Source organism: Paenibacillus sp. cl123 (assembly GCF_900101595.1).
Taxonomy (GTDB): domain Bacteria; phylum Bacillota; class Bacilli; order Paenibacillales; family NBRC-103111; genus Paenibacillus_G.
Genome location: NZ_FMYY01000018.1, coordinates 61,580 through 85,761 on the forward strand (window position 1 = coordinate 61,580; position 24,182 = coordinate 85,761).

At 54.7% G+C, this 24,182-nt stretch carries 23 protein-coding genes; 5 read left to right on the plus strand and 18 right to left on the minus strand.

The window, feature by feature from the left end:
- Positions 1-3: 3 nt before the first annotated feature.
- The 8 genes from BLR08_RS22675 to BLR08_RS22710 form a co-directional block, all read right to left on the minus strand.
- Entirely contained in the window at positions 4-885 is an 882-nt protein-coding gene (locus tag BLR08_RS22675; protein WP_218131598.1) for a carbohydrate ABC transporter permease, read from the minus strand.
- Positions 886-897: 12 nt separating this feature from the next.
- The gene (locus BLR08_RS22680) at positions 898-1,788 is read right to left on the minus strand and encodes a carbohydrate ABC transporter permease (RefSeq protein ID WP_072335525.1); all 891 of its coding nucleotides are present in this window, start codon (positions 1,786-1,788) and stop codon (positions 898-900) included.
- A gap of 42 nt (positions 1,789-1,830) precedes the next feature.
- Positions 1,831-3,174: an ABC transporter substrate-binding protein gene (locus tag BLR08_RS22685; protein WP_072335522.1), complete on the minus strand. Its 1,344-nt coding sequence runs from the start codon at positions 3,172-3,174 to the stop codon at positions 1,831-1,833.
- Between the two features lie 179 nt (positions 3,175-3,353).
- A complete protein-coding gene (locus BLR08_RS22690; protein WP_072335519.1) occupies positions 3,354-4,994 on the minus strand; it encodes a response regulator in 1,641 nt (546 codons plus the stop codon).
- Complete coding sequence (locus BLR08_RS22695) at positions 4,991-6,784, minus strand: cache domain-containing sensor histidine kinase (RefSeq protein WP_072335516.1); 1,794 nt, start codon at positions 6,782-6,784, stop codon at positions 4,991-4,993. Before BLR08_RS22695 ends, BLR08_RS22690 begins: the two co-directional genes overlap by 4 nt.
- A 98-nt stretch (positions 6,785-6,882) precedes the next feature.
- Positions 6,883-8,310 carry a family 43 glycosylhydrolase gene (locus BLR08_RS22700; protein ID WP_072335513.1) on the minus strand — a complete coding sequence of 476 codons (1,428 nt, stop codon included), beginning with the start codon at positions 8,308-8,310 and terminating at the stop codon, positions 6,883-6,885.
- Positions 8,311-8,982: 672 nt separating this feature from the next.
- On the minus strand, positions 8,983-10,137 hold the full coding sequence (locus BLR08_RS22705) for a glycoside hydrolase family 88 protein (protein WP_072335510.1): 1,155 nt from the start codon (positions 10,135-10,137) through the stop codon (positions 8,983-8,985).
- Positions 10,138-10,168: 31 nt separating this feature from the next.
- A complete protein-coding gene (locus BLR08_RS22710; RefSeq protein WP_083537439.1) occupies positions 10,169-12,829 on the minus strand; it encodes a glycoside hydrolase family 2 protein in 2,661 nt (886 codons plus the stop codon).
- Positions 12,830-12,945: 116 nt separating this feature from the next.
- On the opposite strand from BLR08_RS22710, the gene BLR08_RS22715 reads away from it, so the two are divergent.
- The gene (locus BLR08_RS22715) at positions 12,946-13,854 is read left to right on the plus strand and encodes a helix-turn-helix domain-containing protein (protein WP_072335507.1); all 909 of its coding nucleotides are present in this window, start codon (positions 12,946-12,948) and stop codon (positions 13,852-13,854) included.
- Positions 13,855-14,227: 373 nt separating this feature from the next.
- On the opposite strand, the gene BLR08_RS22720 is transcribed toward BLR08_RS22715, so the two are convergent.
- Both BLR08_RS22720 and BLR08_RS22725 read right to left on the minus strand, forming a co-directional pair.
- Complete coding sequence (locus BLR08_RS22720) at positions 14,228-15,829, minus strand: ABC transporter substrate-binding protein (RefSeq protein ID WP_072335504.1); 1,602 nt, start codon at positions 15,827-15,829, stop codon at positions 14,228-14,230.
- Entirely contained in the window at positions 15,826-16,374 is a 549-nt protein-coding gene (locus tag BLR08_RS22725; RefSeq protein ID WP_083537438.1) for an RNA polymerase sigma factor, read from the minus strand. The genes BLR08_RS22720 and BLR08_RS22725 overlap by 4 nt, the downstream gene beginning before the upstream one ends.
- A 212-nt stretch (positions 16,375-16,586) precedes the next feature.
- Between BLR08_RS22725 and BLR08_RS22730 the strand changes: the two genes are divergently transcribed.
- Both BLR08_RS22730 and BLR08_RS22735 read left to right on the plus strand, forming a co-directional pair.
- Positions 16,587-16,862, plus strand: a complete 276-nt coding sequence (locus BLR08_RS22730) for a GlsB/YeaQ/YmgE family stress response membrane protein (RefSeq protein ID WP_072335501.1) — start codon at positions 16,587-16,589, stop codon at positions 16,860-16,862.
- Positions 16,863-16,921: 59 nt separating this feature from the next.
- Complete coding sequence (locus BLR08_RS22735; protein WP_072335498.1) at positions 16,922-17,383, plus strand: YtxH domain-containing protein; 462 nt, start codon at positions 16,922-16,924, stop codon at positions 17,381-17,383.
- Between the two features lie 1,092 nt (positions 17,384-18,475).
- Here the strand turns inward: BLR08_RS22735 and BLR08_RS22740 are convergent.
- The 5 genes from BLR08_RS22740 to BLR08_RS22760 all read right to left on the minus strand — a co-directional run bounded on the left by BLR08_RS22740 (position 18,476) and on the right by BLR08_RS22760 (position 21,172).
- Entirely contained in the window at positions 18,476-18,793 is a 318-nt protein-coding gene (locus tag BLR08_RS22740) for a hypothetical protein (protein WP_072335495.1), read from the minus strand.
- 147 nt (positions 18,794-18,940) lie between these two features.
- Complete coding sequence (locus BLR08_RS22745) at positions 18,941-19,729, minus strand: sigma-70 family RNA polymerase sigma factor (protein WP_072335492.1); 789 nt, start codon at positions 19,727-19,729, stop codon at positions 18,941-18,943.
- Positions 19,726-20,175, minus strand: a complete 450-nt coding sequence (rsbW, locus tag BLR08_RS22750; RefSeq protein ID WP_072335488.1) for an anti-sigma B factor RsbW — start codon at positions 20,173-20,175, stop codon at positions 19,726-19,728. Before rsbW ends, BLR08_RS22745 begins: the two co-directional genes overlap by 4 nt.
- Positions 20,176-20,195: 20 nt before the next feature.
- Positions 20,196-20,558, minus strand: coding sequence for an STAS domain-containing protein (locus BLR08_RS22755; protein WP_371117626.1), 363 nt, complete (start codon positions 20,556-20,558; stop codon positions 20,196-20,198).
- A gap of 161 nt (positions 20,559-20,719) precedes the next feature.
- Positions 20,720-21,172 (minus strand): DUF948 domain-containing protein, encoded by a 453-nt coding sequence (locus BLR08_RS22760; protein ID WP_072335485.1) that lies wholly within the window; start codon positions 21,170-21,172, stop codon positions 20,720-20,722.
- Positions 21,173-21,457: 285 nt separating this feature from the next.
- On the opposite strand from BLR08_RS22760, the gene BLR08_RS22765 reads away from it, so the two are divergent.
- Positions 21,458-21,946 (plus strand): Dps family protein, encoded by a 489-nt coding sequence (locus BLR08_RS22765; protein ID WP_072335481.1) that lies wholly within the window; start codon positions 21,458-21,460, stop codon positions 21,944-21,946.
- A gap of 189 nt (positions 21,947-22,135) precedes the next feature.
- Here the strand turns inward: BLR08_RS22765 and BLR08_RS22770 are convergent, their stop codons facing one another.
- Positions 22,136-22,603 (minus strand): ATP-binding protein, encoded by a 468-nt coding sequence (locus BLR08_RS22770; protein ID WP_072335476.1) that lies wholly within the window; start codon positions 22,601-22,603, stop codon positions 22,136-22,138.
- On the minus strand, positions 22,600-22,983 hold the full coding sequence (locus tag BLR08_RS22775) for an STAS domain-containing protein (protein WP_072335473.1): 384 nt from the start codon (positions 22,981-22,983) through the stop codon (positions 22,600-22,602). The genes BLR08_RS22770 and BLR08_RS22775 overlap by 4 nt, the downstream gene beginning before the upstream one ends.
- A 198-nt stretch (positions 22,984-23,181) precedes the next feature.
- Between BLR08_RS22775 and BLR08_RS31275 the strand changes: the two genes are divergently transcribed.
- Entirely contained in the window at positions 23,182-23,340 is a 159-nt protein-coding gene (locus BLR08_RS31275; RefSeq protein WP_176835588.1) for a hypothetical protein, read from the plus strand.
- Between the two features lie 252 nt (positions 23,341-23,592).
- Here BLR08_RS31275 and BLR08_RS22780 read toward each other — a convergent pair whose 3' ends face one another.
- Positions 23,593-24,168 (minus strand): hypothetical protein, encoded by a 576-nt coding sequence (locus BLR08_RS22780; RefSeq protein WP_072335470.1) that lies wholly within the window; start codon positions 24,166-24,168, stop codon positions 23,593-23,595.
- Positions 24,169-24,182: the final 14 nt, after the last annotated feature.

A 24,182-nucleotide genomic window follows, 5' to 3' on the forward strand; every position in this document is an offset into this window, starting at 1 on the left:
GAATTATTCCTTGACCCCTCCTGCTGTTAATCCTTCAACCATGTACCTCTGCAAAAACATGAAAGCAATCAGCAAAGGAAACGTTGCCGCGGCGGCAGCAGCCGTCGCGCCGGACCAGTTGGCCGAATATTCCCCCAGGTAAGTCAAGGAAAGACCGGGGCTAAGCGTTCTTTTGTCGATATCGCTCACCAGGGTAAGCCCGAACAAGAAGTCGTCCCACGCGATCAGGAACGTATAAATCGCGATCGCCATAATGCCCGGCTTGGACAACGGCACGATGATGGTAAATAAGGTTTTGAACCTCGTAGCTCCGTCGATTTCAGCTGCCTCCTCCAGCTCCTTGGAGATTCCGTTAAAAAACGTTCTCATCAGCATGATGCTGAACGGCAGCGCCGTCATGGTGGAGGCCAAAACCAGCACAGTCAGCGTATTGAGCAGGTGCAGCGCTTGATACTGCGAGTAAAGCCCGATGACCAGCGTGACGGTCGGAAACATTTGAGCGGATAAAAATAACAGGGTCAGCAGGTTGCTGCCTTTGAAGCGAAAGCGGGATAACGCATAACCAGCAAATATTGAAACGAAAATGCATAGCGCGGTTGCCCCTGAAGCGACGATGATCGTATTGCGGTAGAAGGTCAGAAAGACGGACGACCGGATGACCTCCATATAGCTTCCCAGGTAGATGTTGACCGGAAACCATTTGGGCGGCAGCTGCATAAGCTCGCTATTCGTATTCAACGATGTAATGATAATCCAATAAACGGGAAACAAGAGGAAAAGAAGCATCACGCCCAGGAGCGCATAAGTAAACCCTTCCCCTCCGCGCCGCGGCCGTTTTCGTTCCCGTGCGCCGGCCTTCGGATCAGCCAGGACCATATTGCTCATGCTTGAAGCCTCCTATCTCTCATCCCGATTCATGATGCGTGTAAAAAATACGGAGAAGGTAAATAACAGTACAAGCCAGATTACGCCGATCGCAGAGCCTATCCCCATCTCATACTTGGAAAACGCCGTTTCATAGGTGAGAATAGCAAGCGAAGTCGTAGAGCCAGCCGGGCCTCCGTTCGTCAGTGTAAAAAACAGCGTAAACATCTGGAAATTATTGACGATCATAATGAGCGTAACGCTTGAAATGACCGGCTTCAGCAGCGGAAGCGTAATGTTGGTAAACAGCCTCCAGCCGCTCGCTCCGTCGATTTTGGCCGCTTCGTATAAGCTTGCGGATATATTTTGCAGGCCGGCGAGCAGCATGACCGATACGAGCGGCGTCTGTCGAAATACCGCCACGACGATAATGGAGGCAAGCGCAAAATCCGTGCTTTGCAGCCAGTTGATATTCGAGTCCATCACGCCGGTGGAAACGAGCACGTAATTCAATACGCCGTAATCGCTTTGATAAATCCACAGAAAGATAAGCGCCGTCACAATCGTCGGAATCGCCCATGGGATCATCACTATACTTCGGAAGAAAGACCGGAACCGGATGTTCCGGTTCAGCAGGAAAGCGAGCGTTAAGCCGAGCAGCAAATCTGCCGATACGGCGGCAACGACATAAATCAAAGTGATTTTTAAGGAATGATAAAAATCCGCCGAGACCATCAGCTTTTTATAATTTTCGAAATTATTCCAGTTGACGTCCGGAGCAAGCAGGGAATAGTCCGTAAAACTCATCACAACTGATTTCACCAGCGGGCTGACAATCGTCAGCCCGAGCAGCAGTACGGCAGGAAGCAGCAGGATCGCCGCGAACGATACATCTCTCTGATGCCTGGATAACCGCAAATTCATATGTGTTCTCTCCATTCCTGGCAAGCTGTACCCTAGCGCGCTTTATTTATACAGCTCTTTTATTTTCGGCATCACGGTCGAGATGGCTTCCTCCGCGCTTTTTCCCCCTTCGGTGACAAGCACGATCATATCCGTCGACGTTTTCATCGCGTTATCGAACTTGGGATTTGCCGCCGGGAGCGGTGACGCCGATTTCATTTGAGCGTTAAATACTTTCGCATAGTCGTCCTCGTTCATTTCAGGAAGAGAGGCTATCGATTTTCTGGAGGACATAATGCCGTTAAGCTTGTGATAGATCAGCATCGCATCCTTCGATACGAGGTATTTGACAAACTCCGCCGCTTCCGCTTTATTTTTGCTTCCCGCCGGGATAACGAGCTGATGCTCGGTGAACACCGTTTCGCTCTTGCCCGACTTGCCTACAGGCACGGTAGCGACTCCCCACTCCTTATCGTAGGCTTCGCCCTTCCCGCTCATCGTACGGAAGTTGGTGCGCCCGAAATCTCCGTCTATCAGCATGCCGAGCGCTCCGTTAGCGAACATCGGCCGCAGGTCCTTCATCATGGCTCCCTTGGGTGAAACCTTATTCGTAATCATATCTTTGACATACATCAGCGATTCCTTCAAAGCGCTGCCCTGATCGTAAACAATAGCTCCCTTGTCATCTACGAATTTGCCGCCGTAGGAATAAGCGATTCTCATCAGCATATTGCCGGTGTAGGAATCCGAAGCCCCGTTCTCTCCGATGCCATAGATCGGGTTGCCTTTGTCGTCCTTGCCCAGAGCCGCTATTTTCTTGGCCATCTCGATCATTTCATCCCAGGTTTTAGGCGGCTTCTCCGGATCAAGGCCGGCTTTCTTAAACAGCGCCTTATTCCAGAATAAAGCGTTCGGATGCGGAGCCCAAGGCATCGCCACCACTTTGCCGTCAAAGGTGACGCCGGCCTTGCTGCCGTCGACAATATCGTTAATCAGCTCTGCGCCGAGATGAGACTCCATCGGCTCGGCAATCTTGGCCCCGAAAAACGCCGGTGTGAAATTTTGGTTCGACATGGTCACATCCGGAGAGTTCCCTCCCGTAGAGCTTACCAGCACCTGATCCTTGAATTGGGCAAAAGGAATGCCGATGGACTTCACTTTAATGTTCGGATGCTTTTTCTCGAAATCGGCAATGAGCTGATTAAAAGCCTCTTTCGTCCCTTCCTCCACCGAAATCCAGTTGGCAAACGTAATCTCGACCTGCTTCGCTCCTGCTCCGGCATCCTTCCCGCCGTCCTTCGGCTGCGCGGAAGGCGCGGACGAGCTCCCGTCTGAACCGCACGCTGCGAGTGTCGCGGCCAAGCTCAACGAAGCTGTGCCGGCAATCCATGTTTTCCAAGTTTTCATTTCAGGCGCCCACCTTTTTGTATGAGTAATGTCGGCTTCATCCGCCGGTTATCTTTATTTTAGAAAAATCGCGCACTCTTATTTGGTGTAATCTTCGGTTCATTTAGTCGAATATTCGGTAACGCTGCCCGCGAAAACAAGGAAATCCTCCCTGCTTGCGCGCAGAAGAGGACTTGCCCTTAGTGTTTTATGAGGCTTGCTTGCCTGTATTCCAGCGGCGTCATTCCCGTCAGCTTCTTGAATACTTTAGTCAGATAGCTGCCGTCCGGGTAGCCGACCCGCTCCGCCAGCATACTGACGGTATCTTCGCCGGACCGAAGCAGCTCCTTCGCTTTTTCAATCCGGATTTGCGTTAAATAATCGTTAAAGCTGATGCCCGTCTCTTTCTTGAACAGCTCGCTCAAATACGTTTTGTTCAAGTGGGCGACATCCGCCGCCTGCTGGAGCGAGATGCCTTCCATATACGCAGCTTCCATGAAGGCAATCACTTTCTGTATCGTTGTGGTGTAAGGCTGTTTCCTGGCTTCGGTCTCCCGGATCAGCTGCTCCATACGATCGAACAGCCATGTCTTGACCTGCTCGAAGGTGGAAAGCTCGCCTAGCTCCCGGTGAACCGCCACATCGGGCTCATAGGCGGCCGCCCGCTTCGGAGAAGCCTCCTTGCGGCGCAAAGCCTGCTGCAGCATAAGGACGATCTCCAGGCTTAACGCCTTGACCTCCTGCTCCGTGCGGTGCTTGTCCGTTTCGATTTTGTCCATTAACGCTCTGACCTTCCCCATCGCTTCCGGATAGTGACTCTGATTCATGAGCTGCGAGGCGGCGTCCATCAGCTCGGAAGCCGCTTTATCGGGCAGCCCGCCTCCTGCGAAGGTATCCTCGTTGTGCCAGGCGATGCTTCTTTTCCCATAGAACCGTTTACGGTTCAGCGCTTCGCAGGCTTCTTGGAATTGAACCCCCAGCCGGTCGAGACCGCCGTAGGGCAGGCTGATCCCGACAGAGGCCGACACGTGAAGGAAGTTAGTCAAGTTGGCGACAATCCGGGTGGCGTCGTACAGCGTCGATTCGCGAGCGGATCTGCTTCCCGCCCCATGCGAATTGACGAGCGCGACGAACAGGTTCGGTCCGTAGACGAGGCTGCAGCCGCTTTTTCCTTCCGTCAGCAAAGTCTCGTCTATAATGTTGATCATGGCAGACTCAAGCAGTCCTTGATCGCGAATTTTCGCCGAGCGGATGGCGTTGCGGTAATCGTCAAGGCTGATGGCCATCACTATCAGGTTCCGGTCGTCGAGCCGAAGCCGGAACGTGTCCATTTTACTTCGAAATTCGCGAAGGGCAGCGGGCTTGCCGTGAATTAATTCAGTCAAATATAAGGAACGGAGCGCGTAATAATGATTGTTAATCGTGCTCTTGAGCGAATAAACCTCTTCCTCGCGGTCTTTCTTGAGGGCGAGCTCGGCTTGCACCTTCCGGAGCGTTTCCCGAAACTCATCGGCCGTAACCTCGGCTTTCAAGATATAGTCGCTCGCTCCGGACTTAAGCGCCTCGGATGCATATTGAAATTCGCTGTAGGAGCTCATAATGATGGATTGCACGGAAGGAAACTCTTCCTTTAACCGGCGAATCAATTCGATGCCGTCCATCACAGGCATCTTGATATCGGTAATAACAACGTCCACAGGCTCCACGGCGCATACCGCCAGCGCCTCTTTCCCGTTGCTGCACATGCCGCGAATCTCCAATTCGTCCAGGCCCGTTTTACGGACGAGCTGCTCGATCCACTTCCGGATCTGCGGCTCGTCATCGACGATAAGTAAGTTCATTGCCGTTTCAACTCCTCCACTCTCATAAACATGGGCCAGCGCACCATAACCATCGTCCCGCCGTCCGGAGGAATAACGATCTCGATGCCGCATTCCGTCCCGAAGTGCAGCTGCATGCGATGCTTGACGTTAGCGAGTCCCAGACCGCCGGATGCAGGCAGCGCGTTCTCCGCCGGATCGGCCGAAACCAAGCCCGCATCGAAGCCTACCCCATTATCCGCAACCGTGAAGCAGATGCAATCATGCTCGGCCCACCCCCGTATCCGGATGAAGCCGGCTTCGCCCTTGGGCTCGATGCCATGGAAAATAGCGTTTTCCACCAGCGGCTGCAGCAGCAGCTTTAAGGTCTTATAGTGCAGGATTCGCTCGTCGACGTCGAATTCCACGCTCAGCTTTCCGTCCTGCCTGGCGGACTGAATGTTTACGTAATGCTTAAGATTATCCAGCTCCTCGGCTATCGTAATATATTCGCTTTCCGCCGACAGCGATTTCTTAAGCAATTTCACTAACGAAACGACCACGGAATCGATCATCTCCGGCGGATGCGTGACGAGCATAGAGCGTATGGAGGCAAGGGTATTGTATAAGAAATGCGTATTAATCTGCGATTGGAGATTTTGCAGCTCGACTTTGCGCTTCATTTCCTGCTCTTCGATGACGAGCCCATGGAGCTCCTCGATCCGGGTGATCATCTGGTTAAACCGCTTGGCCAGCTCTCCGATTTCGTCGTTGCCGCTGACGTCCGAGCGTTCCCGCAAATCTCCCATCTCGACCTTCTTCATGCTGGCGAACAGCTTCCTGATCGGAACGGAAAGCCTTCTGGCGATGATGTAGGAAACTATGAACGATAAAATTAGCACAGCCCCGAGCAAAAAGATGTTTAACCACTTCATTTTATCGACATTTTTCAGCAGCATATCCATCGGCGTATAACATACGATTGTCCAGCCCGTGCTTCCCATGACGCGGTGCGTCACCAGCATGTCCGTCCCGTCGATTTTAATTTTGAAATGCTCGCCTTGGTCCGAAAACCGCTCGTAATACGGATAAGTCCCGATATTTCCGCCGACCTTCGCTTTATCCGTAGCCGAAACGATTTTCCCTTGATTATCGAAAATAAGCATGGACTCCTGCTCCTGCAGCACATCCTCGTATTGCTTATATAAAAAGCTCTCCCCAATGTTGATCAGCATCAGGCCGATCGTCGTATTGTTCTCGAAATCCTTAATCAGGCGCATGGCCGATATATAATGGTCCTCGTTAACGGTTGCCCGCATCTTGACCGAAGGATCGGAATACCAGAGAACGCCGCCGTCCAGACGGAGAACCTCCGGGTACCACGGCTCTTTCTTCAGCGCATCCACGCCGATCTTAGGCCCATCGTAGAAGGTATGAAGCTCAATCCCGTTAAACCCTATGATGGATGTATAATAATCCAGCCACGTATAGGCGTACCGGTAAGAAACGATCATTTTGGTCAGAAATTGCTTTTTCACTCTCTCCTGATAAGCCTGGTCTCCCGGGTTGCTGAGCAATAAGACCCGTAAATCCTCGTTGGAAAAGTAAATATTGGAGATCGCCGTCAAATCGGACGCCATAATCTCAAGCTTCTGGGAGATGGAGCGAAGCGACTTCGACTTCTCCGCGACCACCTGCTCCTCGATCGTCTGCTTCGTGATGGCCAGCGAGATATAGCTGAATAAGCCGAGCGGAAACAGAACAAGGCAAGCGAAGGCAATGAGCATTTTTTGCTGTACGCTGCTTTTTTGGATAAACATTTTATTCCACATCTATCTCTGCCACCCCGCCTGTCATGCTGCATAACCTAGGTCCTATCATACCACAGAAAAAGAGAGCCTCAGCGCTGGAGACTCTCAACCCGCTTCATTTATTGCACGAGCCACTTTGTTTTGTTATCGGTATTCGTTGTGTCGACCAGCCCCAGGCCCGCGCCATAAGGGAAAGCTCTTAACCACAGGCCCGAGCTTTTGTGAACAAGTCTGGAATAACCGCCCCCGGCGTCAACCAGCTTCCACTGTACATTGTCTCCTTGCCACTGCGGATCGATCAGGTTCACCTTGTTGCCCGCAGCCGTATTATTATGAAGATACTTGCCGGTACGTTTATGCTTCAGGCGGAAGTAGGTGCCGTCCACATCTTCCTTGATCCAGGTCGACTCCGCGCTGATGACGGTGCTCATATAAGGAAATTCCTCATTGTTGCTCATGCTCAAGTAGGTGGTGTCGGGGCCGAAGTCTTTTTTGAGCACGGTCCCCGTGTCCGTATTCTGATTGACCTTGTGAATATCGCCGGTCTGCGCGTCAATCGACAGCTTCGGATACCAGCTCATCGTTACATCCGTGTTGCTGTTGAACTGAAGCTCGTGCCACACGTACTTCCCATAATTAAAATGCTCGCCGAATGCCCCCGCATGCCTGTCGGTCATATACAAATAACTCGTTTCGCCGGTTCCGGCAACAGGGAGAATATAATTGCCCTGGCTTTCATAGGTGGATGGACTGCCGATGTTGAACAGGCTGGACCAGCCGCTGGAAATATTGGTCGAGTAGGCGTATTTGGCCTGATTGTAGCTCCAGCCCGTGGCGCCCGAGGTCAATAAGTAATAATAACCGTTTCGTTTGACCATCGCCGGCGCTTCCCGGTAATTTCCCGGCCATAACGTTGCCGTCAACGAATCAATGCTGAGATAATCCGCAGACAGCCGGTATATGTTCAGGTCTGCGTTCCCTCTAGCCGCCGAAATAAAATAACCTGTGCCATCGTCATCCTTGAACAATGTAGCGTCGCGCGACATATGCGTATTAAGCGGCCTTCCACGAGAAATGAACGTGTAATCTCCGTCGATCGTCGAGCTTACGGCAACCGCCGCTTGCGCCAAATTGTAATTGTCCCCCTCTTCGTAATGCATCCACATGACATATTGGCCGGTAGTATCGTTATAAATAATTTTCGGCCTTTCGATCTTGCACCAGTTCAAATCCGGATGGGAATTTTCCGTTAGAATGGCATTGACGTATTCCCAGTTTTTCAGATCGGCGGACCGGTACATATTAAGCTGCTTGAAAGTCATCCCCACATCCGCGTTTCGCTCCACGCCAAACCAATAATAATAGCTGCCTTCTTTAATAACCCCTCCCGCATGAGCTTGAATGGGATTGCCTGCTGTGTCGTTCCACTGATTGGCATTCACGATGACTTGCTCCGCCGCGAATGCCGAGCTTCCGCCAAACAACAGCATCAGACAAACCATGAACGGAATGCTCCGCCTCCAGGACAGCAGCCCTGTGTTTTGCATACTGACACCTCCTGATCTGGATTTAACGTGAAGGCATTTGCCCCACGACTTAAATGTAAGCGTTTTATAAAGAGTTCGGCTGTCTTTTCTTCGGCTATATTGGTCAAATGTTCATGTTTATTTGGCGATAATAGCCACGGATCATGGTCATGATCCTCTTAGGCAAAACAAAAAACACCCTCGTTTGAGGGTGCTCCGGGTGGTATAATGACTAGGACAAGTTCGGTGGAGTGGCCGCGGCTGAGCCTTCTGTGAAGGAGGTGATACGTCACGGTCGCGCTCGGAACGCTTTATCTAACGATGGATTCGTAAACGCGCAAAGAGAAAACCACCGGCTAAAGGTTAGCAGCCCCCGGTGGTTTTCGTAGGGAAATATTGTCCTGCACGCCGCGGTTGTTCCCCGCTTGTCAGACAAGAGAGTCGGACGGCCATCCGGCTCTTTTGTTAGGCTATACAAAAAAGGTATTAACAATACACCTGTAATATATTCATAATACAACAACTTCGTAGCCTTTAAAAGTCTTTCGAAACCTTTAAAAAGCACAGCATTAGCTTTCCAAGCTAGCTGTCCTCCTCTTTCGGAAGTCAGGTCATTGAAAAAATGCAAGGAGCAAGTACTCATTTAAGAGGAGCTTGCTCCTTTTTTCTGCATGCCGCTTGGGTAAGCTCGGCTTAGAAGATCCGCGTCTTCCAGCCTTTCAGCTTGGCGAGCGCTTCTACATAATAGTAATCGCCATAGATCAGCGATACGTTGATATTTTGCCCCGCGGGCTTGTTGCCTGTGCCTTCCAGCAGAATCGCTTCATGCTCCGGCTGATCCCATGTGGCGTAGCTGCGCGTAAGCGACAGCAGGATGCGGTTGGCCGCCTGGGCATACAGCTCGCCCTCGATGCCCGGCAGCGCCTCCGCCAGCTCGAGCAGGCCGGAGGCGGCGCAGGATGCCGCCGATGTATCGCGAGGCTCGCCGTCCAGCTGATCGGCGGCGCGGAAATCCCAATGCGCCACCATATCCTCCGGCAGGCAGGCCAGGAAATAATGCGCTGCCCGCTGGGCTGCGCGTAAATATTTCACGTCGCCCGTGTAACGGTACGTGTTGGCCATGCCATGAAGCGCCCAAGCGGCGCCCCGGCTCCAGGAGGAATGCGGGCCTGCGCCCTGCCCGCCCAGCGACTCGATCAGCTCGCCCGTCTGCGGGTCGAAGCTCAGAATATGGTTGACCGAGCCGTCCTCGCGGATGAACTTGTCAACGACCGTATCCGCATGCGCCCGGGCGATATGGTCGAAGCGGGGATCGCCAATCTCCTGCGCCGCCCAGAACAGGATCGACAGGTTCATGGAGGAATCGACGATCGCCCAGCCGGTTTTGTCCTGATTCCATGCCCGCAGGAACGAGCCCTTCAGGTTGAAGCGTCCTGCCAGGAAGTTCGCCGCCTGCAGCCCGCGGCGTTTGCCGTCCTTGTCATGAGTCAGCTTATATTTGATGACGGCGGTCGGCAGAAACTGAAACCCGACATCATGATGGAAATTATTATCCGTCCCCATCTTCTGCTCGAACTTCTCATCCCAGCCCCAAGCCGCTTCCTTGTATCGCTCTTCGCCGGTCATCTCATACATGATCCACAAAATGCCCGGCCAGAAGCCTGCCGTCCACCAATCCAGCCTCATGTCGTCATAGATGCCGTCCTCCTTGGCTACATGCGGAGACTTGTCGCCGAGCTGGGCGATCATCCGGTCTACCTTCTCTCCAAGCGCCTCCCACACCTCCGGCAATATATCCTCTAACCGTTCGGCTTGCTTCCACTTCTCCGTATACGTGCTTGCCTTCATATCTCCCGCGCCTCCCTTAAGTTCGAATGTGTTAATTGGACGATACCGTGATCCATGCCGTAGCCATACCCTCGCAAGCCGCGCTGACGACCGATACCCGCGCAGGGCCGGCCGGTCCCTCTGGTGCGCTCTCGCTAGGGCGCCCGGAGGTTAGCGAAGCTGCCGGTCCCCCGGCCGTGACGAAGTCGCGGACCGTGATCCCTGCAGGCAGGCCGCCGTGCGGGTCCACATAGATCCCGGCGCGGCCGCTGGCGAGCTGCACCAGGCGTGAGCCGCGGATCGTGCCGAGGTTGTCCAGCAGACGGCCGTCGCCGGCAAGTCCGAAGCGCACGAACTGCGCCGCATCCGGGCAAAATACGCCCTGCGCGTCTACCGCCTGCACTTCCACGTACACCCGGCCGTCCGCCTGCGGCTCCGCCTTGATCCGCAGCTCCGCCGGCTCGCCCCAGCTCTCCGTCTGATACACGAAGCTCAGCTCGTCGCTGACCGTGACGCCGTCTTTCACCGCTACGGCGCGTACCTGATTCTCGCCTGCAGGAAGAACGGTCTCCCAACGCAGACCCGCTGCGGGGAAGTTTTGGGAATCGCGCCTCCGGACCCCCAAGCTCTCGCCGTTCAGGAACAATTCGACCTCGTCCGCGTTCGAATATACCCTGATCTGTTTCCGCTCGTCGGGCGCCCCCCAGCGTACAGGCATCGAGTGTCCGTAGATGCGGACCATCGGCTTGCTCGTCCAGTAAGATTGGAAGACATAAAACGCTTCCTTGGGCGTCAAATCCCGTTCGACGATGCCCTTCATATTCAGATAAGGAATCGGCGAATCCGGCCGTACCGGCGTCGCAAAGTCCTTGAACGCCCACTGTGCCGCACCGGTCAGCCAGTCCATCCGCTCCTGACTCTTCAAGTACCAGTCGATCATCTCGCAGAAGTAGGTCTCCGACCAGTCGCCATCGCGCGATACGCGCGGCTCCCCGCCCGTCAGCAGATAGTCGCCGTCCCGCTCGTCCGTATCCGCCCCGCTGCTGCGGATAAATTCGAAGCCTGTGAACGTCTTCTCCACATGCCGGGTAGCCAGATTGTCCGCTCCCCACTCCATATGGAAGAACGAATCGACATTCTCGAACGCCGTCCGGCAGCTCGACTCATAGTCCGTGTAGATGCCGCGGTACCAGCCAGCCCAGATGGACGGCGAATACACATCGATGATGTCCTTGCAGAACTCGCAGCGGCGAATCGCCGTCAGCCGGCTCGGGTCCAGCTTGTGCGACAGATCGTGCAGCTCCTTCATGAAGACGCGGATCTCCTCCTGATCGAAGTGATCGAAGTCGCATTCCCAGTCGTTCTCGTTCCCCAGTCCCCACAAAATAACGGACGGATGATTATAATGCTGCTCGATCATGGCGGTCAGCATGTCGACGCACTGCTGCCGGTATTCCGGCCCGCCAAGCCCGCCCCGGCACCAGGGAATTTCCTCCCACACCAGAATGCCGAGCTCGTCGCACAGGTCCAGCACGATCCTGGACTGTTGGTAGTGTCCCAGCCGGATAAAGTTCGCGCCCATATCCTTGATCAGCTGCATCTCCTCACGGATCTGCTCCTCCGTCATCGCCGCGCCGACGGCGGCATAATCCTCATGCCGGTGCGTGCCGCGAAGCAGCAGCCGCTCGCCGTTCAGCTTGAACGGTCCTTGCTTGACGAATTCGAAGGTCCGCACGCCAAAGCGCTCCACCGTTTCCATCTCGCTATCCTCTGCCTGGAGCGTTACCGCGCAGGTATACAGGTACGGAACATCCGTCGACCAGAGCCGAGGCTGCTCGATGACCAATGCGGCGATTTCCTGCTGGTCATCCCAGATCTCGCAGGTTTTCTCCGCACTGCCGATCCGGCGGCCTTCGCTATCCTTCAGCTGGATCGTCAGCTTCACCTGGCCGCGGACAGCGTCGGGATTGTACAGCGAAGCCTTCACCCGGACGAGGCAGCGTCTGCTCCCCGCTCCGGACTCGCCGTTCACAGCCTCCGCATCAGCCGCATCTCCAGCTTCCGGCCCGGTCCGCTCAACCGCTTGCTTCTCCAGATTGCTTCCGGCAGCAGCCGTTTGCCCCAGCCCATCAGCCGCCGCTCCTCCGCTCCCTTGCGACAAGCCATGTACGTCGGTTTCCACATGCACCCGGGCCAATGACACTTGAGGCACATACTTCAGATTCAAATACCGGTAAATTCCTCCGTACAGATTAAAGTCGCTGGCATCGGAAGGGATCGTCTCCAGCTCCCGGCTGTTGTCGCAAGCGACGGCGACCGGCACCCGGCCCGCATAACGCTCAATCTGTCTGGCACGCTCTGCGGCCTCCGTAATATCCACGGTGAATTCGTCGTAGCCGCCAAGATGAGAGCCGACCTTCTCCGTGTAGACATACACATCGGTGCGCTGGCCGGCGCCCTCGAAGTGCAGCAGCGTTCTGCCCTTCGGATAAGGGTTATGGATATCGAGACGTGTCCGATACCAGCCCTGACCCTGATAATATTTGCCGTCGGGGTCCATCACATCAAGCCCGTTGTACGTATGCGGCAGCGTTACCGGCTCCCAGGGCACGTTATAGTGGTTCTGCAATTTATCCGCACGCCACACCTCCCAAGGACCGCCCAGACTTCCCTTGTAATGCTCCCAGCCTTCATTCAATCTCTGTTGCGTCACGCTGTCTTCCTCCTTCTCGTGCTGAATATCCTGTCTTTATCCTAGCAAAAAAAACGCTCTCAAAGTTTAGTCCGCTTATGATAAAATGTTGCTATATTACGATGGAGGCATTCGTCATGAAGACGCTGAATTATATGAATTTGAATGTGCATCCGGTCCAGCTTTCTTTCTTCAAAGACCGGACACATGAATTTCAGGAAATCTATCATGCCCATCAAGGCATGGAGCTGCTCATCGTCCATGAGGGGCATGGAGCGGTCGTAATTGAACAACAGCTGATCGAGGTAGTCCCGGGCACCATTCTCTGCTTCCGCCCGTTTCAGCTGCACCGGATTCGAATCCATAATTTGCCGCAGCAGCGTTATGTACGGTCGATGTTCGTCTTCGAGCCGGCCGTGCTGGAGCGGACGCTGGCGCCGTTTCCAGGGCTGAACGACTTTTTCCGCGCGCTCTGGAAGGCCCCCCAGGCTTGGCAGTCGTTCCAGGTTCAGGAGCTCGCCCCCTGGGAGATTTTGTTCAGGGAATATGCAGCCCGCGTTAAGTCCGCTTCAGCCCAGCATGCCGAGAGGCTGCTGGAGGAGCAGCTGCTGTTTTTGACCGCCTTCCTGCATCGCTTGAAAGCCGAATCCGCCGCTCTGCCCGCTGCTGCCGGCGGCCCCGTCCGACAGCTTCCTTCCAGCGCTCCTGGACACAAGGGCCAATCTACGGCGGAGCAGATCATGACCTGGGTGGAGGCCCATTATACAGAGCCGTTCGAGCTGGAGCGGCTGGCGCAAGCGATCCATCTCTCCCCGAACCATGTATCCGCCCTGTTTCGCCAGAACGTCGGAAGCACGATCACCGAATATGTAACCGCCCGGCGCATCCGTCAGGCGTGCTGGCTCCTGCGAACGACGGATATCAGCGTGCAGGAGATCGGGAGCCAGATCGGACTCGGCAACTTCTCGTACTTCTGCCAGCTGTTCAAGAAAAATGTCGGACTAACGCCTCACAAGTTCAGACAGTCGGCGGGCTCCCGGGTTTAATGAAGCAGCTCGCGCTTTCCGGAGCGGGTGCCGCATTCAAGCGTCCGCATCCTGCCTGTTCCTTTCCTTGCGGCAGCCATCCTGATCCCGCCTCGAACGCCTCACCGGATACACCGGTTGGTCGCTCATCGGGTAGAAGAACGTAACGCAGCGCGAAGAAAAGCCGTACCGAAGAACTCCCTTCGATACGGCTTTTTTCCGCTCCCTGCAGTAGTCTTCATGCGTACAGGCCCCCGCCTATGCTCGGCAACCGCCCGCCGCTGCCTGGCCTGCCAAACCCGAGCAGCAGAACCGGATGCGCGCGATCGCGGCAGCATCGGGCGGCCGCCCCGCTGCCCTGCCGCTCGGCCGCCTCGCCTCCTTCCGCGGCCGTCTACGGCTGTCCCTGCGCCTTCGTCCGCTGCTCCAGCAGCGCTTGCGCTTCGCTTTGCAGCTCGGGCAGCGCCTGATCGAGCGTTCGCTGCCCGGCCAAAATTTCAGCCGACTTCCGCCACAGCAGCCGCGAGAAATCCGCGTGTACAAAGTCGCTGTACGTCTGCCCCCCGCCGCTGGCAAATAACGCGGACGGAGGACGCAGCTCGAGGAGCGCCTCCATCCCCTTGCCGGGTATTCCCCCGACAGGCATCGCCGGGCTGTAGTCCGAGCCGGCCGCGGCCGGGAGCTCTCCTTCCCGCTCCTGAATAAATCTTACAAGCTCCCACGCGGCGCGCTGGCTTGACGAGCTGGCGCTGACGGCATAAATGCGGCCGATGGAGAAGGAGCTCGATTCGCCTGGCCGATCAAGACCGCCCGGCTCGCGGACAAGATCCCAGTCCAGTCTGCTGCTCAATACTGACAGCTTCATCGCATAACTGTAGGTCTGCAATGTCATGGCCGCTTTGCCCGCCGCGAACAGATCGCCCTCTGCCGAGCTTGCTCCTGCAGGTTTGCCCTTTCCCTCGGACTCTTGAGCCGGCGCCTGCAGATGCCCCTGTCTGACCGCTTCCAGCACAGCGCCCCAGGCTTCCTTCCAGCGGGGAACGTCCAGATTGACGCGGCCCGCGGAAGGGTCGACGACGGTCAGGCCCATGGCCGCAGCGGCCTGGATCGTCCATTCCGCGGCGGCTGCCGGCGTAGAAGCGGCGAGTCCGAAGACGCCCTCCCGCTTCCCTCCCTGCTCTCCGACCCGCACGGCCAACTGCAGCAGCTCCGGCCATGTTAAGCCTTCCTTGGGGTATTCGACCCCATATCGGTCGAACAACGATTTATTGTAATAGATCGCCGTCTGGCGGAAGCCGGGCGTCAAGCCATACAGCCGTCCTTCCCCTTGGCTGCGCAGCGCATCCACTAACCCGGCATGCATCCGCTCAATGGGAAACCCGTCCTGGCGGATCGCCGCATCCAGCGCGTACAGCCGTCCCTGACCGGCCAATTGCGCAAATTCGTCCGCTCTCAGAGCCATCACATCGGGCAGCTCTTCCCCCCGGGGCCAACGGCCTACCTCAGACCGCATCACGCTGCCGGTTAACGGCACGTCGCCCACCCGAATCAGCTCCAGCTGCACATTGGGAAATTTCTGCTGAAAGGCCGTCCCGTATCTGGCCATAAACCCGGTTTCGTCGTCAACCGATACTCGCAGCTTGTAGGCACGACCGGCATCCAGCGGAGGGGGCGCCTCCTGCAGAGGCTTCGACAGCCAGGGGATGCCTGCGGTCATCCGGTCGCTCTGAAGGATGCCGAACACGGCCGTTGTCCCCAGCAGCAGCGCCGCCGCCGATACTCCGAACAACTTGCTGCGGCGGGTGCGTACGGTCGGCCTTCTTAAGCGGGCTTCGATCCGGGTGATCGTCTGCTCCGAAAAGCCTTGCCGGCCTAGCGGCAATCGGGCGAGCCGGCTTTCCCACTCGGGTGCCTTTTCCTCATCGGCCGGCCTGACTGGGCCCTCGTCCGTCCGCCGGAATGCTTGAGCTTCCTCCTTCCGATCGGTTCGTCTCATACCGGCTCCCTCCCTTCTGCAGCAAGCTGCTGCGATACTTTGGCTCGCGCTCTGGACAGCCTTGACTTCACAGTGCCCTCCGAGATGCCGAGCATGCCGGCGATGTCCCGATAAGACAGCTGATGATGAGCATGCAGCAGCAGCACCTCTCTCAGCTTGGCAGGCAGCTGCAGGACGGTCGTCCAGATCGCTTCCTCCTCCAGAAATTCGATGGCCTGCGCTTCCGCAGACGCCGCCGCTCCCTCATGCCGGGGAGCCGAGAAGGGGATGACCCTTCTAAACCAGGCCGATCGCCATTGATCGCGCACCGTATTGCGCGTAATGGTCAACAGCCATGTGCGGACGCTGGCCTCCCCGCGGAAGGTAAACATCCGTTCGTAAACTTTAACAAATACATCCTGTGCGATATCGTCGGCCATGGTCGCCTTGCGCGTCAGGAAATACGCGTAATTCCATACGTCATCGCCGTAAGCTTGCATCAGCTCGGACAATATCTCATTTTTATCCATACCGCTTGCCAGCGATTTCAAGTATTCAAAGGCCACCCGGGTTCACCTCACATCCAATTGGACGATCCTGATCCTCAAAGGTTCCCTTCCCGTTAAAATTTGTCTGAACGTCCCGATATTGCTTTGATCCCAAGCCCGAGCCGCCTCTCTGCCGTCCGTCCCCGGCGCTTGACCTTTGTTTCACCCCGGATGGGGTCGGGTAAAAGTAGACAAGCAAGTTAATACCTAACGCAAGGAGCGTGAAGGACATGATAGGCGTACTGGTTACACTGATAATGGCAGTTGTGATTGGAGCTATCGGGTCAGCTCTTGCACCAGGCGCTATGCCCGGAGGGATCATCGGAGCGATGATTGCCGGCTTCGTCGGCGCTTGGATCGGAGCTTGGCTGTTCCGTCAGTTAGGAATCGGCGACCTCGGTCTTGTGATCGGCGGATTCGCCGTAATACCCGCGATTATCGGTGCTGCCCTGTTCGTTTTCCTGCTCGGCCTGGTCGCTCGCGGCATGAGCCGCAATGCAGCCTAATTGCAGCTTTGGTTGAATCACCTATTTCTATATGAAAATGAAAGAGGAGCTGAGGAGATATGAGTACAGTAGAAAGCAAACGCAGTGGTATGCTGATGGGAACCGTAGTAGCAGGCCTGGCGGGTGCGGCCATTGCCCTGCTGACAGCGCCCAAGACGGGCCGGGAGCTGAGAAGCGATCTGAAGGACCGCTTCCAGACCCTGCAGTCCAAAGGTGCCGATCTGGTTGACTCCTGCAAAACCAAAGCAGCCGAGACGATTCAGATCGTGAAGGAGCACAGCAGCACGATTGCCGACAAAGCTCAGGATATGAGCGGCAAGCTGGCCGATCAGGCGCAGAACGCGGCTGATAAGGCCAAGGATATGACGGAGCGTGCGGCCGACAAAGCTCATGAGCTGACGAGCAAAGCATCGGATAAAGCCCATGAGATGGCTAACAAAGCGGAGTCTTCCGCCAACGATGCCGTAGATCGCGCTTCGAGCAATGTAAACCGCATGGCTGAGCAAGCCGCTCGTTCTTAAGCCAAGCCGGACGCAGGCCAAGTCTTCGGCCTTCCGCAGCCGCTTAATCTTCCTCCGGGAAGGTTGAGCGGCTGTTTGCTGCTGGCTCGAGAGGCACTACAGAACAGCTCCGCCGGTTAACGCGCACTCGCGCCCAAGCACGCCGCACTTGTCAATTTCAGCCAAACGGACAAATAAAGTATATTCATCTGCCATACGACTCGACTCGATTCCGCCTGTCTATTAGGCTGACTATAACCAAAATAAAGGTACTCGTTAGGTCACCCTTTCAATTTTTCAGCCCCAGGCTCATTTACACGCTTTTTCGTATAAACGTTATCCCTTGGACCGCCAATAGAACGTATTTATACGATTTTCCTCACAAGTCCCCTATTTTTGCTCGCCAGCAGAGCGCATTTATGCGATTTTCCATATATGTCTTATACGTCGACCGCCAAAGGCGCGTATTTTATACGATTTTTCGTCTCCCCCTTTTGAGAGCGACCTAAAAATTCGGTGAATAAGAGGATAGAGCTCCGCTTGGGAATGAAAGAACGAAAGCAGCCGCCTTTGTAGGCAGGCGGATTTTCTCCGAAATGGGGTCTAAAACCAAAAAAATCTGGCTGCGACAGCGAGTGGAAACTCCGATCGGCGCAGGCCATGCGTTATTTACCGGAACTTTTAGAACAGCTTAAAGACAGAGCTAGTCCAACTAAACGCTCACTCGTCTCCCCCAAAGCAGCTGGATCGGACATACCTCTGCTCTCATGACGATTTCAAGCATACGAGTGCTGCCTTGGGGAATATCACTCACGAAATTATCTCAGAGTCCACAAACAGCAAGCACAGCTACTCCGGACGTAGCTGCGGCTAACCCGATCAGTATGCTGAGCCGGATAAGCGTCCTTCCCGTAAAGGACGCCGATTATACTATAAAACCTCCGGCGAAAGCTCCGCTCGCCCGCTTGCTTGCAGCCAAGCGCGATGTCCCCTGTTGAGGAGCCTGCCTACCTCTCCCCGCCAGCAGACACAAAGGCAAAAAACGGAACGCCTCCCGAGGAGGGCTCCGTTATTAGCTTCCATTCCTATTAGCTGCTGTGCCGAGCTGCTTGTCTACACCGTCTCCAATTCAGAGATCCAGCCGTTCTCATCCAGTTCCTTCTTCAGACATTGCTTGACGGAGAGCTTCTCCTTGTCCGGCTTGGCGAAATAGCCGTTCTCCAGATAATAACCGCGCTCCTTGGCCGCCGACAACAGGGTACAGAACTTTTCCGCTGCCTGGATGGCCTCTTCTTTGTCTGAGAACGTTTCCAAGGTGCTGCCGAATCCCAGCGGATTAGTTGAAGATTGAATTGACAGAATATATGAGCCATCCGCTTCTCGGACCAACACTTCGCTTCCGTGACATTTAATCAGATGTTTAACTGTCATGATATCCACCGCCTTAATGAATTAGGGATTGGCTTGCTAGGTGCTTGTCTATCATTACCCGTCCGGGAATTCGCTGAAACCCGTCCGGCCCGGCAGCGGCTTCAATTTTTTTCCACCAAAAAACGCATCCCATGAAAGGAACGCGTTTTATGAGCCGACACCAGGATGGCCGTTAGGTTCTTGAAAATACGCTTTCAACTTGTCCAGCGCCCGCTTCTGGATGCGGGATACGCTCATCTGGGACACGCCTAAAGCCTGCGCGATCGTTCGCTGCGATTGGCCTTCTACATAAGCGAGCTCCAGCACCTTCTGCTCCTCAGGCTTCAGGTGAACGAGCGCTTCCTGAAGCGCCAGCCGGTTGTCTACGAGCTGATAGGCATCGCTGGGGCTTCCTATGACATCCCCGATCGTAGAGCCGTTATCATCGGTGGAGAGCGGCGTATCCAGCGAGACATAGTGATAATAGTCGCGTCCGGCCAAAATTTCGATCGTTTCTTCCACGGAAAGCTCCATCTCTGCGGCGATTTCATCCACATTGGGGGAACGTTCCAACTTGACGGTCAACATATCGACGACATGCTGGATTTGGTTTCCCTTTTCCTTGATCCGCCTTGGCACCTGCACATACCACGACTTGTCGCGCAAATAATTTTTCATATGTCCGATGACGCTTTTCATCATATAGGCCTCGAACTGAACGCCGACTGACAAGTCAAATTGCTTCAGCAGCTTTAGTACTGACATCTGACCGACTTGGTACAAATCTTCGAACAGATCGGGACGGTTCCGGGACATTTTGCCAGCCGCCATCTTTACCATAGGCTCATACTCTTTCAGCAAAATAGTAGCGGTATCATTACAGCCGGTTTCCTGATATTTAATGATTAGCTCATCCGTATTTATCCCTGGATTCGATCGTTCCGAATTGGTTCTCATACCATTTCCTCGCTTCGAAGAACGCGTTTGGTCAGGCTCACTTCTGTACCGATGCCGGTTCTCACCTCGACATCATCCATCAGTGCCTGCATCAAATAAATGCCCAGGCCTCCCACATTGATTTCGTTAAGCGTCTTGTCATGTAGGGATTCGGCCCGCTCGGCTTTGGCTTCATAGTCGAAGCTTGGACCTTCGTCCTTGACCGTGATGCGCAGCCCGTCCTGGATTCTCTCGAAGCGGACCTCCATCACGCCGGGCCTGCCGGGCTCATAGGCATGAACCACGGCATTGTTGCAGGCTTCGGCGACGGCTACTTTCATATCTTCAATCTCTTCATAGGAAAATCCGAGCTTGGAGCTGATGCCATACAGCGTCAGACGAACCAAATCGATGTACTCCGGCTCAGCAGGGACAGAGAGACAAACCACGCGAGATTCCGAATTCATACGTATGCTCCGATCCTTTCTTATCCGTTTATGATCCGCGCTCCGGACGAATCCGCAGGGGGGCTCTGCTGTAAAAATGGGGTAATCCCCGTCAGGTCAAAAATTCGCTTTATTTTTGGAGGAATGTCTTCCACCAGAAAGTGGGCCTTGAGCACATCTCTGGCCTTTAATACTGATACAATCACACCGATCCCTGTGCTGTCAATGTATTGCAGATCCTTCAAATTTAAGACAAGATCACGACTCGTGTCCGCTATGTACGGATCAAGCGCCGAACGGAGCTCCGATACTTTGGAAAGATCAAGCTCGCCTTGCAGAAAAACAGTCGTAGCGTGGGGCGATTTGGCAGTGCGTACTTGAAAGACATTGGACTTTTCCATCATATTACCGATCCTTCCTCCCTGAATGCCGGCTTGTCTCGGGCAACCCAAGAAGCGGCATCCTGCAATCATTCCCTAGCTTATTACCCGGCAAGGGAAGGATTGAAACAGGATGCCGATTTATATTCCCGCACTTTCCGAACCGGATGAGCCGGATGGATGGATCAGTTAGTGCGGGCTACAGCGGATTTTTTAGTACCTTTCCAGGTATGCCAGATCTCCAGCAGCATAGGAACGGCTTGGATGATGCGGCCGATCGCTTCGCCGGTTTTCGGAGTTTCGGCCGGGACATTTTTGCGGATAGAGCCGGCGACAGCGGCGGTAGCTTCCTTCACTGTATCGGTCACTTCCTGAACGGCGTCTCCGATATTTTTCACCGAGTAGACGACCGGATCGATCGATTGGAGCTTGTTGCGCACATCGACTGTCACTTCATTAGTATGCCGCAGCAGCTCGGTCGCCTCCACGCTGATTCCGCCAATCTGCCCTTGAATTTCCTTCATCGTGACATTCGTTTGCGACAGCAGTTCAGTGACCGACTTGAGTGTTCTGATGAGATAGACCACGAGCGCCGCGAATGCGATCGCGACCACGGCTACGCTAATTTCAATTATCATGGATAATCCCTCCGTCATCATTTGTAATTATGGAATTGTGTAATTCTTACCCGCCTCTCCGTGGGGTGAAACGAGCCTCAGCCCGAATGATTCTTGATTCGTCAGGCCATCCTAAGGGTAAAGAAAATACAAGCAGGTAGGCGGTTTCCGCCCCCCTGCTCTGCCTCGGACAGACCCGCGGGAAGTCGGGACGCTGGGCTGTCCGATTGTCTTGAAAGGCTATCAGGCAGCGGCCGTGCCATGCGATTGCTTGCTACATATTACAAGTACTGGAGGTAGGGAATAATGGCAAAGGTTCTCGAAAAGGAAACCAAAACAACAGCAAAAACAACGGCTGCGGACAGCAAGCTGCTCAAGCTGCTTAATCAGCAGGTGGCCAACTGGTCCGTACTGCATATGAAGCTTCATCAGCATCATTGGTTCGTGAAAGGTTCAAGCTTCTTCGATCTGCATAAGAAATTCGAGGAATTATATAATGAAGCAAGCCTGACCATGGATGAAATCGCCGAGCGCATCCTGGCTCTCAACGGCTCGCCGGTGTCCACTTCCAAGGAGATTGGCGCGGCCACGACACTCAAGGAGCATGCGCCGCTGGATTCAGCCGAGGCTATGGTCAAGAGCTTGCGTGATGATTACAATCAGATCATCGATGAATTCAAGGAAGCGATGGATGTCGCTGAGGAGCAAGAGGACGAAGGCACTCATGATATGCTGAACACGATGCGTACCGATCTGCAGAAGCATGTGTGGATGCTGGACGCTTACCTGAAATAATAGCCGCCGCTAACAAAAGCCCGTCCAGACCAGTCGCAATTGCGCTGGCAGGGACGGGCTTTTACGTGTTATTGAGAGAGGCCTAACAAAAAAATCGCCGCCCTCTTCCTCACGGAAGCCGAACGGCGAATGGCGCATGGTCTCTCAGCCTCTTCTTATTTAAACAAAGCCTTAAGCTTGTCCGCTGGGTCAGGAAAGCCGCTTCAGCAGTTCAATGCTCTGAGCCGCCTGCGCGTCTTCTCCTGCAGGGATGACCCTCACTTCATCGACCAGCGCCTGCATCATATACAGACCGAGATGATCCATCTCGAACAGCTGCCTGTCTTCCTCCTGTGCTTGCTGGACCATGTCAACCGGGCTTCTGCCGACTTCTCCGAAGCTAAGCTTGCAGTTCTGGCCTTCCACACGCATCGTCAGCTCCCCCGGACGCATCGAAAACACGAAGCGGAGGGCCATAGCCGGTTCCACCGCCGCAAGTTGCAGCAAGGCATGATTACAGGCTTCTGTCAACGCTACCTTCATATCCTCGATAGCCTCATACGTAAAGCCCATCCGCACGGCAACGCCGTACAAAGTCAGGCGAATCGTATCGAGCTCTCCCATATCCGCTGGAACCGTCAGCACGACCTCCCGAGCTACAGTTTCCTGGCCGCTCATACCTTGTCCTCCTTAGATGGAGGGGACGAGGAGGCGCCTCCTGACTCGGCTGCAGATCCGCTCGCCGCGAAGGTAAGAAAACGCGTCAGGCCAGTCATATCGAACAGACGCTTAATCTTGGGGGGCACATGCTGAACTTGAATGCCGAGCCCGGAAGCCTGCCGCATCTTAAGCAGTGCTACAATCACACCGATTCCTGTGCTGTCGATATAAGCCAGCTCCCGCATATCCAGAGTGAGCGGAGTAGTCACATCTGATGCAAGCGCTTCGGTCTGGTGGCGAAGCATATCAGCCGAGCCCAAGTCAAGTTCGCCCGACAAGGACACCACATAACCGCCTGGTGTTGTTTGAACAGTTACCTGAAACTTCATCGCATCCATCTCGCTAGCCTCCTCCGTTCAGACATTTTCGTATACTTCCTAGAATACCAGATTATAAAGGCAATTTCACGGTTCTGGACAAATCTTTTAGGAAATGTAACCGCTCTTACCGTTCGATTCACAGCCCTTCTATCCGGGTAATAACAACCAAGCATAACTTGTCTCAAGTTTAAAAAAAAGTCCAAGGAGTGAGCATACATGAATCAATCTAAAAATGTTGATGTGGAGACAAAAACGGTAGAGAAAAAAATGGATTCGGGCATGGTAGCTTCCACCTTCATCAAATATGCCGCCTACGTCTTGATTTTCTTCGGATTTTTGTACTTCATCGTCCGCTATGTATTTCCGAAGTTCTAACGGAGCAAGCTGCCCCTGCGGAACCACGGAACGAGCACATCCACATAACTTCAAAAACCCTAATGGTCATAAAGCCATCAGGGTTTTTGTCCTTCCTCTCCTCCTCCTCAGACAAGCCAGGCGGCTCAGCAGACAGGCAATAAAGGAGCAGGCTTGACGCCCAGATAGCCGCGCCCACGGGAACCGCCCTGATAAGCTCTCATTAGGCAACAAAAGCTCTTAGCCTAAGCGGCCAGCTTGCGGCCGCTTGGACTAAAAGCCGTGATGAAACAAATGAACCGAAAGCAGGCTGCCATCCTCCGCATCAAGAAATACCTTCAGCGCATGCCTCTCCCGCTTGTATACGATTCCGTCCTCCGCCACCCAATCGGGCTCGCCCAAAACGGCTCTCAGCTTGTCCGCGTTCAGAGGCAGTCTTTCTTCATCAATCACGATTTCGCCTGCGCTTGCCGGGACGATGACAGCTTGAACCGATTGCTTATACAAGCCGACCTTGCAATCCTCGAACACGAGCACCCGCTCGTCCGGGAATAGTTGATCATCCTCCTCGCCGAGCGGCTCGCCCTTCAGCTCATAGATCGTCTTCAAGTCATCCGTAAGCGCCAATCCGTTAATCCGTTCCAAAGGGAGACGCCCCGCTGCCGCATCGGTCGCAGCGAAGCTTACCGGTTCCGCCAACGCGAGAATGGGTCCCTCTTCGGCATGTAAGCGAGATGCGGCCAGAGCGGGTGCCGGCTCGCGCCAGGCGTCCCCGGTTATTCCCCAGGAAGCGCCGGAAACTCCGACAACAAGAACGCCTGCTATCCATCCCATGCTCCATATTCTCATGCTGTCCCTCTCCC